Annotated in this window: 10 protein-coding genes; 3 read left to right on the top strand and 7 right to left on the bottom strand. The window is 65.9% G+C overall.

What is annotated here, in order from left to right; all coding sequences use genetic code 11:
- Window positions 1-89: 89 nt before the first annotated feature.
- Window positions 90-956 (top strand): transglutaminase-like domain-containing protein, encoded by an 867-nt coding sequence (locus LPW26_RS15110; protein WP_238736238.1) that lies wholly within the window; start codon window positions 90-92, stop codon window positions 954-956.
- 144 nt (window positions 957-1,100) lie between these two features.
- Here the strand turns inward: LPW26_RS15110 and LPW26_RS15115 are convergent, their stop codons facing one another.
- Both LPW26_RS15115 and LPW26_RS15120 read right to left on the bottom strand, forming a co-directional pair.
- On the bottom strand, window positions 1,101-3,110 hold the full coding sequence (locus LPW26_RS15115; RefSeq protein ID WP_238736239.1) for a methyl-accepting chemotaxis protein: 2,010 nt from the start codon (window positions 3,108-3,110) through the stop codon (window positions 1,101-1,103).
- Between the two features lie 160 nt (window positions 3,111-3,270).
- A complete protein-coding gene (locus LPW26_RS15120; protein WP_238736240.1) occupies window positions 3,271-4,443 on the bottom strand; it encodes a S1C family serine protease in 1,173 nt (390 codons plus the stop codon).
- 242 nt (window positions 4,444-4,685) lie between these two features.
- On the opposite strand from LPW26_RS15120, the gene LPW26_RS15125 reads away from it, so the two are divergent.
- Complete coding sequence (locus LPW26_RS15125) at window positions 4,686-5,360, top strand: site-2 protease family protein (RefSeq protein ID WP_238736241.1); 675 nt, start codon at window positions 4,686-4,688, stop codon at window positions 5,358-5,360.
- A 16-nt stretch (window positions 5,361-5,376) separates the two neighbouring features.
- Here the strand turns inward: LPW26_RS15125 and LPW26_RS15130 are convergent, their stop codons facing one another.
- Window positions 5,377-6,114, bottom strand: coding sequence for an SDR family oxidoreductase (locus tag LPW26_RS15130; protein ID WP_238736242.1), 738 nt, complete (start codon window positions 6,112-6,114; stop codon window positions 5,377-5,379).
- Window positions 6,115-6,577: 463 nt separating this feature from the next.
- On the opposite strand from LPW26_RS15130, the gene LPW26_RS15135 reads away from it, so the two are divergent.
- Complete coding sequence (locus LPW26_RS15135) at window positions 6,578-7,111, top strand: winged helix-turn-helix transcriptional regulator (RefSeq protein WP_238736243.1); 534 nt, start codon at window positions 6,578-6,580, stop codon at window positions 7,109-7,111.
- A gap of 9 nt (window positions 7,112-7,120) precedes the next feature.
- Here LPW26_RS15135 and LPW26_RS15140 read toward each other — a convergent pair whose 3' ends face one another.
- From LPW26_RS15140 to LPW26_RS15155, 4 genes are all read right to left on the bottom strand, one after another.
- On the bottom strand, window positions 7,121-10,528 hold the full coding sequence (locus LPW26_RS15140; protein WP_238736244.1) for an indolepyruvate ferredoxin oxidoreductase family protein: 3,408 nt from the start codon (window positions 10,526-10,528) through the stop codon (window positions 7,121-7,123).
- Window positions 10,529-10,533: 5 nt separating this feature from the next.
- Window positions 10,534-11,745, bottom strand: a complete 1,212-nt coding sequence (locus LPW26_RS15145) for a CaiB/BaiF CoA transferase family protein (protein WP_238736245.1) — start codon at window positions 11,743-11,745, stop codon at window positions 10,534-10,536.
- A 26-nt stretch (window positions 11,746-11,771) separates the two neighbouring features.
- Window positions 11,772-12,935 (bottom strand): acyl-CoA dehydrogenase family protein, encoded by a 1,164-nt coding sequence (locus LPW26_RS15150; protein WP_238736246.1) that lies wholly within the window; start codon window positions 12,933-12,935, stop codon window positions 11,772-11,774.
- 67 nt (window positions 12,936-13,002) lie between these two features.
- Complete coding sequence (locus LPW26_RS15155; RefSeq protein WP_238736247.1) at window positions 13,003-13,818, bottom strand: enoyl-CoA hydratase/isomerase family protein; 816 nt, start codon at window positions 13,816-13,818, stop codon at window positions 13,003-13,005.
- Window positions 13,819-13,822: the final 4 nt, after the last annotated feature.

A 13,822-nucleotide genomic window follows, 5' to 3' on the forward strand; every position in this document is an offset into this window, starting at 1 on the left:
CAGGTGTTCAGTCGGTTACGGCGGAACCGACTGAGCGTCTGGTCATTGAAGCACGACAAATTCAATGACCGTGAAATTGGAGACTGCGGGTGAAGATTCGAGCGGGCTACAACATCGTCTTCCAGTGCTTCCAGGAAACTCCGATGAACCTGCTGCTGAGCGTTCGTCCGGAGCGGATGCCGGATGTGATCGGCGAGCACACCATCAGGTTCTCGCCGGAGGTTGCCGCACGCGACTTCATCGACATGTTCGGCAATATCTGCACGCGGATCGTCGTGCCGCCCGGGCAGATCGAAATCAGCAACGACTTTCTGATTTCGGACTCCGGCCTGCCCGACGAGGCGGCCCCCGGTGCCCGTCAGCTGACGGTCGCCGAGCTGCCCGACGAGGTTCTGGTCTATCTGCTCGGCAGCCGCTATTGCGACACCGACAAGCTGTCGAACCTCGCATGGTCGCTGTTCGGCGGCATCACCTCGGGCTGGGAGCGCGTGCAGGCGATCGTCGACTACACGCACAACCAGATCGAATTCGGCTATCACTACGCCCGCAACGACCGCACCGCCGCCGAAGGCCATGCCGAGCGGATCGGCGTGTGCCGCGACTTCGCGCACCTCGCCGTCACGCTGTGCCGCTGCATGAACATCCCGGCGCGCTACTGCACCGGCTATCTCGGTGACATCGGCGTGCCGATCGACCCGGCGCCGATGGACTTCTCGGCGTGGTTCGAGGTTTATCTCGACGGCCGCTGGTACACGTTCGATGCGCGGCACAATCATCCGCGGATCGGCCGCATCGTCATGGCCCGCGGCCGCGACGCCGCCGACGTGGCGATCTCGACGTCGTTCGGCACCGCACAGCTGGTGAAGTTCGAGGTCACGACCTACGAAGTCAACGAAGAGGCCGCCGGCCAGCAGCAAGCACTCATGCAGCAGATGCCGATGCAGCAGGTGGCGTGATCCGAAAGAGCCTTTTGAATCCGTCATTGCGAGCGCAGCGAAGCAATCCAGCCCACGGCCCACAGCGCTGGATTGCTTCGTCGCTTTGCTCCTCGCAATGACGTGAAGGCTGAGGCCATCCTCGCAATGACCGGACGGCGGGCGCTAAGCCGCCCGCACGGTGCCGAGGAATTTCGCGACCTCCACCTTCAAGCGTCCGCTGTCGCCGGACAGCGACTTCGCCGCGTCCAGCACTTGCGACGACGCCGATCCGGTTTCGGTGGCGCCGCGCTGCACGTCGGTGATGTTCGCCGACACCTGCTGGGTGCCTTGCGCGGCCTGCTGGACGTTGCGCGAGATCTCCTGGGTCGCGGCGCCCTGCTCTTCCACCGCAGCCGCGATCGTCGACGAGATCTCGGACATCCGCCCGATGGTCTCACCGATCTGCTTGATCGCCGTCACCGACTGATCGGTCGCGCTCTGGATGCCGCCGATCTGCTGGCTGATTTCGCCGGTCGCCTTGGCGGTCTGCTCGGCCAGTGCCTTGACCTCGGCGGCGACCACCGCAAACCCGCGGCCCGCTTCGCCGGCGCGTGCCGCTTCGATCGTGGCATTGAGCGCCAGCAGATTGGTCTGGCCCGCGATGGTGTTGATCAGTTCCACGACGTCGCCGATCCGCGCCGCCGCCTGGGCGAGGTCTTCGACGCGATCGTTGGTCTGGCGCGCCTGCTCCACGGCTTCCTGAGCAATCCGCGCCGATTCCTGAACCTGCCGGCTGATCTCGTTGACCGACGAACTCATCTCCTCGGTCGCCGACGCCACCGACTGAACGTTGGTGGACGCTTCTTCAGACGCGGATGCCACCAAAGTGGCGAGCGACTGCGAACGTTCCGCCGTGGAGGTCAGCGAGGTGGCGGAGGCTTCGAGTTCTTCCGAAGCCGACGACACGGCGCTCACGATCTCGCCGATCGCGCCCTCGAAATCGTCGGCGATGCGCAGCATGTCCTGCTTGCGCTGCGCCGCGAGTTCGCGGTCGCGCACGATCCTCGCCTCGGTCTCCTCGCGGGCCTTGCGCTCGGCATTGCGCTGGATGATGCCGACCGTCTTGCCGATGTCGCCGACCTCGTCGCCGCGCTCGGCGCCGACGATATCGACGTCGAGCTTGCCGCCCGCGATCTGCCCGAGCGCACCGTTCAGCCGGGTGAGCGGACGCGCGACGCCGAGGAACGAGAACAGCGTCGAGCCGATCAACACCAGAATGATGGTCGCGCCGAATGCCAGCGCCATCCTGCCGGACCACGTGATCTCCGCGGCGGCCTTGGCCTTAGCCTGCTGGGTGGACTGCTGCGCCGTTTCAACGGCGCCGCGCAACAGCGCCGCAGCCTTGTTGGCGAGCGGGATGGTCTGGTCGCGGCTGATGCTGTTCTTGAGCGCATCGGCGACGAACGCATCGGACGTCGTGGTCAGATAGCTCTTCAGCACGCCATCGAGCTCACGAAGGCCGGCTCGGCTCTTGCCGTCCGGCGCCTGCTCAAGAGCCCGCCGCAAGCCATCGGCCACAGCGGACGACTTGCGCTCGATCTTGACCTTGTAGTCCTTGTCCTCCGCGACGAAATACTGCCAGCCGATGGCGCGGACGCCGTCGAAATCGCCATCCGCTTCGTGAAGCGACGCCAGCGCCGCCTGACCACCGAGCACGCCCTCCAGCGCCGCGATCCTGGCGTCCCAATCGGCCGCAATCGCGCTGCGCTTGGCATTGAGGTCCAACACCTTGAGCTGCTGCTCGGCCTGCCGTTCGGCGCCGGCCGCATAGTCGGTCGTCATCTTCTTGATGTCGGTGAACTTGTCCTTCTCGGCCGGGGCGGCGGCCGCGATTGCCGCGTCGAGCAGCTTGGCCTGCGCCAGCCGGGCGACGTTGAACTCGCTGCGGCGCTGTTCGAATTCCTTCAGCGATCGCGCCAACCGAACGCCGCGCACCGCGAGCTGCATGTTGCGCATTTCGGACTCGGCGATCAGCGCGCTTTCGGAGACCTCCGCCTCGCGATCGGCCACGCGCGAGGCTTCGTTCACCCGCGTCTCGGTCATGAGTTGATTGGTGACCATGCCGGCCGCCAGCAAGATGCCGACCAGACCGGCGAGTCCGAGTTTGTTTCCGATGCGGTTGAGTTTAGACACGGGCAGACTCCTGTTCTGCCTCGTGCTTACCGCATGGGTCCTCAAACCCGGTTAATACCCGACTACGTAGAATTACGTGACCGCCGCAACCCCGCCGTGGCGCTGCAGCCGTCGGCGGAGGCTCGCCCGGCCGGATCAGACCGCCGACGACCTTGGCCGACTACCTGCGCTGCAGGCGCGAAATGTCCGTCACCTGCACGGTCACCGATCTTGCCCTGCCGTTACGCATCACCTCGAGTTTGACCTCATTGCCGATGCCGACGTTCTCCAGCGTCGCCGCGAGGTCGGACATGCTGTGAACCTCCTGGCCATTGGCCCCGATGATGACATCCTCGACCATCCCGGTTTCGCTGGCGCCGACCAGACCGGCGCGCGCCGCCGGCGAGTCCGGTAGCGTACGGACCACGACAACGCCATCGATGCCGAGCCGCGCCGCCTCGTTTTCATCGGCCGCGATCACGCCGATGCCGGGCACCGGCACAGTGCCGGTGCGGATCAGCGCGGTCGCAACGCGGTTGACCGAGTCGACCGGGATCGCAAAGCCGATGCCCGCGGACGCGCCCGAGCCGGAAATGATCGCGGTGTTGAGCCCGATCAGACGGCCGGCGCTATCGAGCAACGGCCCGCCCGAATTGCCCGGGTTGATCGCAGCGTCCGTCTGGATCACGCCGCTGACTTCATGCGCGGCCGCGGTCGGCAGCCGGCGCTGCAGGGCGCTGACGATGCCGGTGGTCAGCGTCTGCTCCAGCCCATAGGGATTGCCGATCGCGAACGCCGCCTGCCCGACCTGCAGGTCCGACGAGCTGCCGATCGCGATCGGGCGCAGCGCCGTGCGCGGCCGCTCCAGCTGCAGCACCGCGAGATCGTAGTTCGGCGCGGTGCCGATCACGCGGGCGGTGACGAACTCGCCCGACGACAGCCGCGCGCCGAGAGCGCTCGCGCCCTGGATGACATGATTGTTGGTGATGACGTGGCCGGCCGCATCCCAGATCACGCCGGAGCCGGACTGCACGCCGCCCTGCTGCGGATCCTGCTGCTGAAACGACGGCGCCGACCGGCGCGCCGACTGGGCATAGACGTGCACGACGGACGGCGACACCCGCTTGAACAGCTCGATCGTCGAGGTCTCGATCGGCGCCAGTTCGCCGCGGGCCGTGACGGTTCGCGGCTCGGCCACCGAGAACCACAGCGACGCCAGATAGGGTTGCGCGACCCAGGCGGTCGCGAGCACCAGCAGCCAGATCACGCCGATGCGCAGCAAGAGATCGGTACGGCGGGCACGGCGGGCTTGGGGATCGGCGGGCGATGGGGTCGGCGGAACGGAGGGCGACATCGGCAGGACGGTCCTTGGCAACGTGAGCGGACGAACCACAAGTGGCGCAGCTGATCGGGTTCCACAACGGTTCCCGGCACAATGCTGCGCAACGGTCCAGGTTCCGTTCTCGGCTTCGCGCTGGTGATGAAGATGAATTCGGAGTCATAAAGCGCCGGATCGGCTCCGCCCGAGTGGTACAGGCGGCCAGGCGGTTCTATATCCGGAACCAGACCGGCGCTCCGCCGGCAATGCAGGTTACGATGTCAGACCCGATCTCGACGATGATGCTGGTGATTTCCGTATGGGCGCTGCCGCTGCTCATCGCCATCACGTTCCATGAAGCGGCGCACGCTTATGCGGCGCGGATGTGCGGCGACGACACCGCCTGGATGCTCGGCCGCGTCACGCTGAACCCGTTCAAGCACATCGATCCGTTCGGCACCGTGCTGCTGCCGTTGCTGCTGCTGGCGATGCAGTCGCCGTTTCTGTTCGGCTACGCCAAGCCGGTGCCGGTGAATTTCCGCGGGCTGCGCAATCCGCGGCGCGACATGGTGCTGGTGGCGGCCGCTGGCCCTGCGATCAACATCGTGCTCGCGCTCGGCGCCGCTCTGGCGCTGCGGTTGTTCGGTGACGTGTCCGGCGCAACCGGCGAGTGGCTGGTGCGAAATCTCGCCAACGCGCTGTTGGTCAACGTCGTGCTGGCGATCTTCAACCTGATTCCGATCCCGCCGCTGGACGGCGGCCGCATCGCCATCGGCCTGCTGCCGCGCGTGCTCGGCCGGCCGCTGGCGCGGCTCGAACCCTACGGCATGCTGGTGCTGATCGGCCTGGTGTTCCTGATGCCGCTCGCCGGCCTCGGCGGCGCGACGCAGTGGATCGCACAATCCAGCCGCTACGTCGTCGAAGCCATCCTGCGGCTCACCGGCAACGCCTGAAGCAGCACCGCGCGGCTCACCACTTCTCGCCGAACGGGCGAATTTCGAGCTCGAACGTCCAGGCGCTGCGCGGCTGCTGATAGAGCTGCCAATACGACGCGGCGACCGACGAGGGCGGCATCAGCAGATCGGGGTTGTCGAGCGCGGTGGGGCCGAGCGCTTCCAGCCGCCGCTGCCGCACCCATTCGGTGTCGACACCGGAATCGATGATCAGATGTGCGACGTGGATGTTCTTCGGGCCGAGCTCGCGCGCCATCGCCTGCGCCACCGCGCGCAGCCCGAACTTGGCGCTGGCAAATGCCGCGTAGCCGGCGCCGCCGCGCAGGCTCGCGGTCGCGCCGGTGAAGAAGATGTTGCCCTGCCCGCGTGGCAGCATCAGGCGGGCCGCTTCGCGTCCGGCCAGGAAACCGGAGTAGCACGCCATCTCCCAGACCTTGCGGAACACCCGTTCGGTGGTGTCGAGGATCGGGAAATTGACGTTGGCGCCAACGTTGAAGATGCAGACCTCGAGCGGCGCGTGCTTGTCGGCTTCTTCCAGGAAGGAGACGATCTCCTCTTCCTTGCGCGCGTCGAGCGAGCGCGCATGGATTTCGCCGCCGGCCTGTCCGATCTCCGCGACGAGCGGATCGAGCTTGGCGCCGTTGCGCCGTCCGGCAAACACGGTGAACCCTTCGGCGGCGAATTTCTTGGCGATCTCACTGCCGATGAAATCGCCCGCGCCGATGACGGCGACGGTCGCGTTGCGCTTCTGCAAGGGTGCTCTCCCGCTGGGTTGAGTGAACGGTGGGCCACGCTGATCAGGCGATCTAACGTTCTTTTTCAGAACTCGTCAATTGGGAGCTTGTACGTCTGACAGGGGGTGGAAATTCGGTCTGAGAGACTGGACGCACATGCGCACTTTGCAATCAGGCAATTTCGCTTCCACCCGTCATGCCCGGCCTTGTGCCGGGCATCCACGCCTTGCTGGCGAAAATGCAGGAGAGGCGCGGATGGTAGGGACAAGACCGGTCATGACGGAGTTTGTGAGCATACGGAGCGATCTGGAAAGTCGGGGAGAATTCAGCTCGAACTCAGAATCAGACTGTTGGGCGAGGGCAGCGAACTATCCTCCGATCGCGCGGACCGAGTTGTCCGAGCGTCAGTTCCAATATAGAATGCACTGACCCGGCCGGGTCTGGTTCGACGACCCTCCCCGCTGGATCGACTGGAGGCTGCGGATGAAGTGGAAGGAGCTCGAAGACGAATCGTGCTCGATGGCGCGGACGATCGCGGTGATCGGGGATCGCTGGACGCTGCTGATCCTGCGCGAGTGCTTTCTGCGCACGCGCCGCTTCGAGGCGTTTCAGTCGTCATTGGGGATCACTCGGCATCTCCTCGCCGAACGGCTGAAGAAGCTGGTGAGCCAGGGCATCCTGCGCCGCATCCCGTACCAGGAGTCCCCGAGGCGCCACGAATACATCCTGACCCAGAAGGGCCTCGACCTCTATCCGATCATGATGGCGATCGTACATTGGGGCGACATCCACATGGTGGACGAGCGCGGCCGGCCGGTGCTGCACGAGCATCGGACCTGCGGCAAGATGTTCGATCCGGTGATGGTCTGTTCGGAGTGCGGCGAGCCGCTGCTGGCCAGGGAAGTCCACACCCATGCGGGTCCGGGCGCGCGGGCCGGCTCGTCGATCGCCTCTGCCCGGCCTTCACCCGAGCGAACAAGCGAACCGAAAGCGAGGCCGCGGATCCGCACCGCATGAGCCGGGCCGCTATCTCTTGAAAACTCCAACCAGCGCAGCCGCCTTGTTCGACATCTCGCTGATAGCTGCGTCCTTCTTGAAGCCGAAGCCTCGAACGACGTTCGGCAGCGAGGCCAGCTCAATCGCGGTCGGCAGATTGGCCGCGTCGAGACGCGCGAGAACGAGCTCCAGCTGTGTCTCGTAGTCGGCCAGCAGCTCTCGTTCCTTGCGACGTTCGGCGGTCCAGCCGAACGGGTCGAGCGGCGTGCCGCGCAGTCCCTTGAGCCGCGCCAGGATATCGAAGGCCGTAAAGATCCAGGGACCGAATTTCATCTTCTTCGGCCTGCCCGTGGCCTTGTCGATCGATGCGAACAGCGGCGGCGACAGCCAGACGGAGAGCTGATCGTAGCCTTCGAAGGTTTCGGACAGGCGCGCCCGCCAGTCGCCCTTCGCATACAGCCGGGCGACTTCGTACTCGTCCTTGTAGGTCATCAGCTTGGCGAGATTGACGGCGACCGCTCGCGACAGCTCCTCCGAGCCCGGCGCGACGCGGCCTTCGGCTTCGCGCACGCGCGCGACCCATTGCGTATAGCGCTTGGCCCATCGCGAGTTTTGGTACTGCGTCAGGAGGCCGACGCGATGAGCAACGATGGCGTCGCAGGTGTCGGCCGCAACCGCGGCGCTGCCGCGGGCCTGCACGGCGGCGGGATCGACCACCGCAAGACGGCCGAGGTCGAAGGCGTCGAGATTGAACTGCACAGCGGCGCCGTTGAGTTCGATGGCCTTGCGGATCGCCGCAGACGGCAGCGGCAGCAGGCCGCGCTGATACGCGTAGCCGACCATGAACATGTTGCTGCCGATGCGGTCACCCAGCATCTGCTCGGCGATCGCTCCGGCGTCGATCAGCCAGTTCATGTCGGTCGCCCCGCCGATCAGCTCGACCAGCCCGGCTTCGTCGATCCGGTAGTCGCGATCGGCCTGAAATGCCGCCGTCGGTGTCGGATCCGCGGACAGCACCGCGCGCGTGCGCGACATCGAGCAGACTTTGAGCCCATCGGGGCTCGCCGCGGCAACCAGATCGCAGCCGAGCAGCAGATCGGCGCTCTCGGGGCCGACCATGGCGCTGGAGAGCCGATCCGGCGACGACGCGATCCGCAGGTGACTGAAGACGGCTCCGCCCTTCTGCGCCAGCCCGGTCATGTTGTAGGCGTTCGCCGCCTTGCCGGCGACGTTGGCGGCCATCGCCAGCACGCTGCCGATGGTGACGACGCCGGTGCCGCCGACCCCGGTGATCAGTACGCTGTATTGGTCGAACTCGACCTCGGGCGCTTCCGGCAGATTGGCGAACAGGCCGCGATCAATCTGCCCTGCGCCTTTGCGCAGCTTGGCGCCTTCGACCGAGACGAATGACGGGCAGAAGCCTTCGACGCAGGAATAATCCTTGTTGCACGACGACTGGTCGATGCGCCGCTTTCGGCCGAGCTCCGTGTCCACCGGCACGATGCTGACGCAGTTGGACTGCACGGAGCAATCTCCGCAGCCTTCGCAGACATCCTCGTTGATGAAGACGCGCCGCGGCGGATCCGGCATCAGCTTGCGCTTGCGGCGACGGCGCTTCTCCGCCGCGCAGACCTGCTCGTACACGATGACGGTCGTGCCGGCGGTGTCGCGGAGTTCGGTCTGGATGCGAGGCAACTGGTCGCGCGCGACCACATCGACGCCAGGAATATCGACCACGGTGCGATCCAGATCGTCGGTAACGACGATGACGCGCGCGACGTCCTCGGCCAGCACCTGACGCACGATCGCACGCGTCGTCAGGGCGCCTTCGACCGGCTGTCCGCCGGTCATGGCCACGGCGTCGTTGGCGAGGATCTTGTAGGTGATGTTGATGCCGGCGAGCACGGACGCGCGGATCGCCAGCAGGCCCGAATGCGAATAGGTGCCGTCGCCGAGATTCTGGAAGACGTGCCGGGTGCTGGTGAAGTGCGACAGCCCGATCCAGTTCGCGCCTTCGGCGCCCATTTGCACAGGCTTCACCGTGTCGCGGTTCATCCACATGGCCATCGAGTGACAGCCGATGCCCGACATCGCGATCGATCCCTCGGGCACCTTGGTGGAGCTGTTGTGCGGGCAGCCCGAACAGAAATAGGGCACGCGGGTCGGCTGCGCCTTTGTCGGGGACGTGGCCTTCTCCGGCACCTCTGTCTGCACCATCCGCAGCACGGCGTCGTTGCTGATACCAAGCGCAGTGAGCCGCGACGCCAGAGCCTTTGCGATGACGAGCGGGTTGAGCTGGATGTCGGAGGGCAGCAGTGTGTCGCCCTGCTCATCCTGTTTGCCGATCAGGCGCGGCCGCACCTGCTGATTGAACAGGATCTTGGCCGCCTGGTCCTCCAGGAACGCTTTCTTCTCCTCGACGAACAGCAGTTCCTCGCAGCCCTCAGCAAAGGCGACGAGGCCGGCCGGCTCCAGCGGCCAGATCAGGCCGACCTTGTAGACCGACACTCCCCACGCTTCGGCGCACGCCTGGTCGATCCCGAGCAGATTGAGCGCGTCGACGAGATCGGCGTACGCCTTGCCCGAGGTCACGATCCCAAGGCGCGCCCCTGCTTTGCCGAGGCGCCGGCTGTCGAGCCGGTTGGCGCGGGCGTATTCGTGAATGCGCGGCAGTCGTTTCCTGATGACGGCGGTTTCATCGCGCTGCGGGCCGTAGTCCGGCTGCGGCCGGATCGCAGCCTCGTCCTGCGGATCTGAAGCCGGCAGGTTGATCACAGGCTCGTCGTCGGCCACCGCGATGGTCGAGGTAGTCTCGACGGTCTCGTTGACCGTCTTCAGTCCGACCCACAGGCCGGTGAAGCGCGACATCGCCCAGCCGTGGAGGCCGTATTCGAGGATCTCCTGCACGTTGGATGGATAGAGCGACGGAATGAGATTGGCGGCCAGCGCCTGCTCGCTCTGATGCGCGACCGTCGACGACTTGCCCGGATGATCGTCGCCATAGACCACGAGCACGCCGCCGTGGCGCGTCGTGCCGGCGTAGTTGCCGTGCTTGAACGGATCGCCCGAGCGGTCGACGCCTGGGCCCTTGCCGTACCACATGCCGAACACGCCATCGACAGTCCTGCCTGGCAGGCTGTCGATCTGCTGTGTGCCCCACACCGACGTCGCGGCCAGATCCTCGTTGAGGCCCGGCTGGAATACGATCTCCGACTGCTTCAGGAAGTCCTTGGAATTCCACAGCTCCATATCGAGGCCGCCGAGCGGCGAGCCGCGATAGCCCGAGACGAATCCGGCCGTGTTCAGTCCGGCTTTGCGATCCCGCTCCCGCTGCGTCAGCAGGAGCCTGACCAGCGCCTGTGTGCCATTGAGGAAGACGACGCCCGAAGCTTGCGTGTAGCGGTCCTTCAGGGAGACGTGGCGCAGCGGCATGTTCATGGGATCTAGGCCTTGGGCGGAGCTGGGGATGGCTGCGGGCCGGTGCCGACGACGCCGTCGCGCACCAGCGCTTCGATGTCGTCAGCGCTCCAGCCGGCATCTGCGAGGACGTCACGCGTATCGCCGCCGAGACCTTGCGGCATCCGCCGCATCTCGGGGATCTTGCCGTCGTAGCGCACCGGATGCGCCACCACGGTGCCCTTGAGGTCCCCGATAGCGAACTCCTGGAACGACTCGTTGTGCACGACCTGCGGGTCGCGGCGCACGGCGTCATAATCCTGAACGCGCTCGTACCACAGGCCGTGCGGCGCCAGCGCCTTGTCGAGCCGCTCGTACGTCCAGCTCTGCAGCTCGTCGCCGAGCACGCGCATGAACGCGTCGCGGTTGGCCATGCGATCGGCAGCGAGTTCGATCAGCTCGGCGGTGCCGATTGCTCCCGCGAAGCTCTCGATATCGCCGCCCAGGCTGATCACGGCGTGACAGTCGGCCAGCTTGAACACGCCGTAAGGCGCTGGCAGGAACCACGAGGCCAGGCGATGGTCGCGTGTGATCCGATCCGGGCCGCGGCCGCCCGAATAGTACGCCGCCATGGACTCGCTTTGCAGATCGAGACCGGCGCTCAGCAGGTTGGATTCGATGCGGGTGCCCTCGCCGGTCGCAAGCTTCCGGGCATAGGCGGCACTCACCGCCATCGCCAGCAGCGCCGCACCGTGCTGATCGACCACCGGCACGCCGGTGACGGTCGGCGCGGCGTCGAGATTGCCGGTGACCGCAATCAGGCCGCAGCGCGCCTGCACCAGCAGATCCTGCCCCGGCGCAGAGGCCATCGGGCCGGACGAGCCCCAGCCGGTCGCCGACGCGTAGATGATGTCCGGCTTCACCGCCTTCACGGCTTCGTAGCCGAAGCCGAGACGCTCGAGCACGCCGCCGCGATAGTTCTCGATGATCACGTCGGCGGTCTTGATCAACGAGAACACCACCTCGCGTCCGCGCTCGCTCTTCAGATCGACCGAGATCGAGCGCTTGTTGCGGTTCACCGAGAAGAACGTCGCGCTGAAGCCGTCGACAAATACCGAGTCCGCCGCATAGCCGCGCTCGAACGCGCCGGTGAGCGGCTCGACCTTGATGACGTCGGCGCCGAGATCGGCGAGATATTGCGACGCCGCCGGTCCCTGCACGAAATGCGTGAAGCCGAGCACGCGCATGCCTTTGAGCATCGTTCCGCCCTCCTTGCCCGTGCTGCTCACAGAGCCTGCCGCCCGTTCTTCAGCAGACTGCGGGCGATGACGACGCGGTGAATGTCGGACGCGCCGTCGAAGATCCGGTAGACGCGCGCATCGCGATAAAGCTGCTCCAGCGGCATCTCGCGGCAATAGCCCATGCCGCCGAAGATCTGCACCGCTTTGTCGGCGACGCGCCCGAGCATTTCGGAGGCGTAGTACTTGACCATCGAGACCTTTTCGCGCGGATCAAAACCCTGATCCGTCTCCCACGCAGCGTTCAGCACCATCATGCGCGCGGCGAAGATCTCGGTTGCCATGTCGGCGAGCATCGCCTGAACCATCTGAAACTGACCGATGGGCTGGCCGAACTGCTTGCGCTCGTTAGCGTAGTCGATCGACATCTGCAGCAGCTTGCGCGCCATTCCGACCGAGCGGCCGCCGACCATGCCGAGCCGCACTTTGTTGATGGTCGACAGCGCCTGAAACAATCCGGAGCCTTCCGGGCCGAGCATCTGGCTCTTGGGCAGACGCACGTTCTCGAACACCAGCTCGGCGTGGTTGGTCGCGCGCAGTCCCATCATGTACTGAATGCGGCCGACGGTGAATCCGGGCGTGCCCTTGTCGATCAGGAACGCGCTGATCCCCTTGCCGCCCTTCGACGGATCGGTGACGGCCGTGACGATGAACGCATCGGCGACGTCGGCGTCGCTGATGAAATGCTTCGAACCATTGATGATGAAGTCATCGCCATCGCGGCGGGCCGTGGTCTTGATGCCGGCAGCATCCGAGCCGGCGTTCGGCTCGGTCATTCCCAGCGCGACGTTGATGTCGCCGCGGACCGCCGGGAGTAGATACCTCTCGCGCTGATCACCGATGCAGTTCTCCAACGAGCCCGGAATCGCACCGAACGCGCGGCGCACCAGCGCGTCCTTGGTGAAGCCGAACTCCTCTTCGCACAGACACATGTCGACGGCGCTCAGTCCGCCGCCGCCGACCTCGGCAGGCATGCCCATGGCGAACAGGCCGAGGTTCTTGGCCTTATCGCGCAGCTCCCGCGCCAGTTCGGGGCGCACATACTGCACCTCTTCGACTTCGGCCTCGTGAGGGGCAAGCTCTTCCTTGATGAAGCGCCGCAGCGACTCCAGCAGCATCTGCGTTTCGGACGGAATGGAGAAATCGATCACAGCACGGTTCCTTTGCGCGCGCCGGTTGATGGGCGGCTCTTGATCGGGGGGATGCGGGCGAGATGAATCAGTCGGCGGGCTTGAACGCGTCGACATCCAGGGAATCGGAGAACTGCGCCGGACGCTTCTCGATGAAAGCGCTGACTCCTTCGGCGAAGTCGTGGGTCTGCGACAACGCCTCGCTGAGATCGAGCGTGCGACGGATCGCGTCCTGCTCCGGCAGATCCATCGCGTAGCGCAGCGCGGTCTTGCAGGCATAGGCGGCGGGCGCGGGCCCCTCCGCAAGCCGCGCCGCCAGGCCGCGGGCCACGGCCAGCGTCTGCCCCTTCGGCGCAATGCGGTTGATCAGGCCCCAGGCGAGTGCCGTCGGCGCGTCGACCATGTCTCCGAGCAGCATCATCTCGTTGGCACGACCGAGGCCGATGCGACGCGTCACGCGGACGGTGCCGCCGCTGCCCGGAAAGCCGCCGAGTTTCACCTCGGGAAGGCCGAGCCTCGCATCTTCCGACGCGACGATCAGATCGCAGCCCGCAGCAAGCTCGAGCCCGCCGCCGAGCGCAAGCCGCTCGATCGCCGCCACGGTCGGCTTCGGAAAGTTTCCGACCAGACCGTAGGTCTCGTTCTCGTAGCCGAGCTTCTGCGAGACGATGCCCCGCTCGGCCACCAGCCGTGGAAATTCCTTGATATCAGAGCCGGCGCAGAAGGCGCGATCGCCCTCGCCTGTCAGCACTAATGCGCCGATCGCCGGATCGGCCGCGAGTGAGTGCAGCACATCGTGCATCTGCCGCGTCAGCGACAGCGTGACGACGTTCATCGGCGGATTGCTGAGAAACAGGGTGGCAACAGCCCCGTCGATTTCAACGCGAACTTTCTTGTCTTGCATTGGC

The sequence above is a fragment of the Rhodopseudomonas infernalis genome (assembly GCF_022271405.1).
Lineage (GTDB): Bacteria > Pseudomonadota > Alphaproteobacteria > Rhizobiales > Xanthobacteraceae > Rhodopseudomonas > Rhodopseudomonas infernalis.

Coding starts and splice junctions, on each gene's coding strand:
- LPW26_RS15140 (WP_238736244.1), bottom strand. CDS start 10,528: ATGAACATGCCGCTGCGCCACGTCTCCCTGAAGGACCGCTACACGCAA.
- LPW26_RS15125 (WP_238736241.1), top strand. CDS start 4,686: ATGTCAGACCCGATCTCGACGATGATGCTGGTGATTTCCGTATGGGCG.
- LPW26_RS15155 (WP_238736247.1), bottom strand. CDS start 13,818: ATGCAAGACAAGAAAGTTCGCGTTGAAATCGACGGGGCTGTTGCCACC.
- LPW26_RS15120 (WP_238736240.1), bottom strand. CDS start 4,443: ATGTCGCCCTCCGTTCCGCCGACCCCATCGCCCGCCGATCCCCAAGCC.
- LPW26_RS15145 (WP_238736245.1), bottom strand. CDS start 11,745: ATGCTCAAAGGCATGCGCGTGCTCGGCTTCACGCATTTCGTGCAGGGA.
- LPW26_RS15135 (WP_238736243.1), top strand. CDS start 6,578: ATGAAGTGGAAGGAGCTCGAAGACGAATCGTGCTCGATGGCGCGGACG.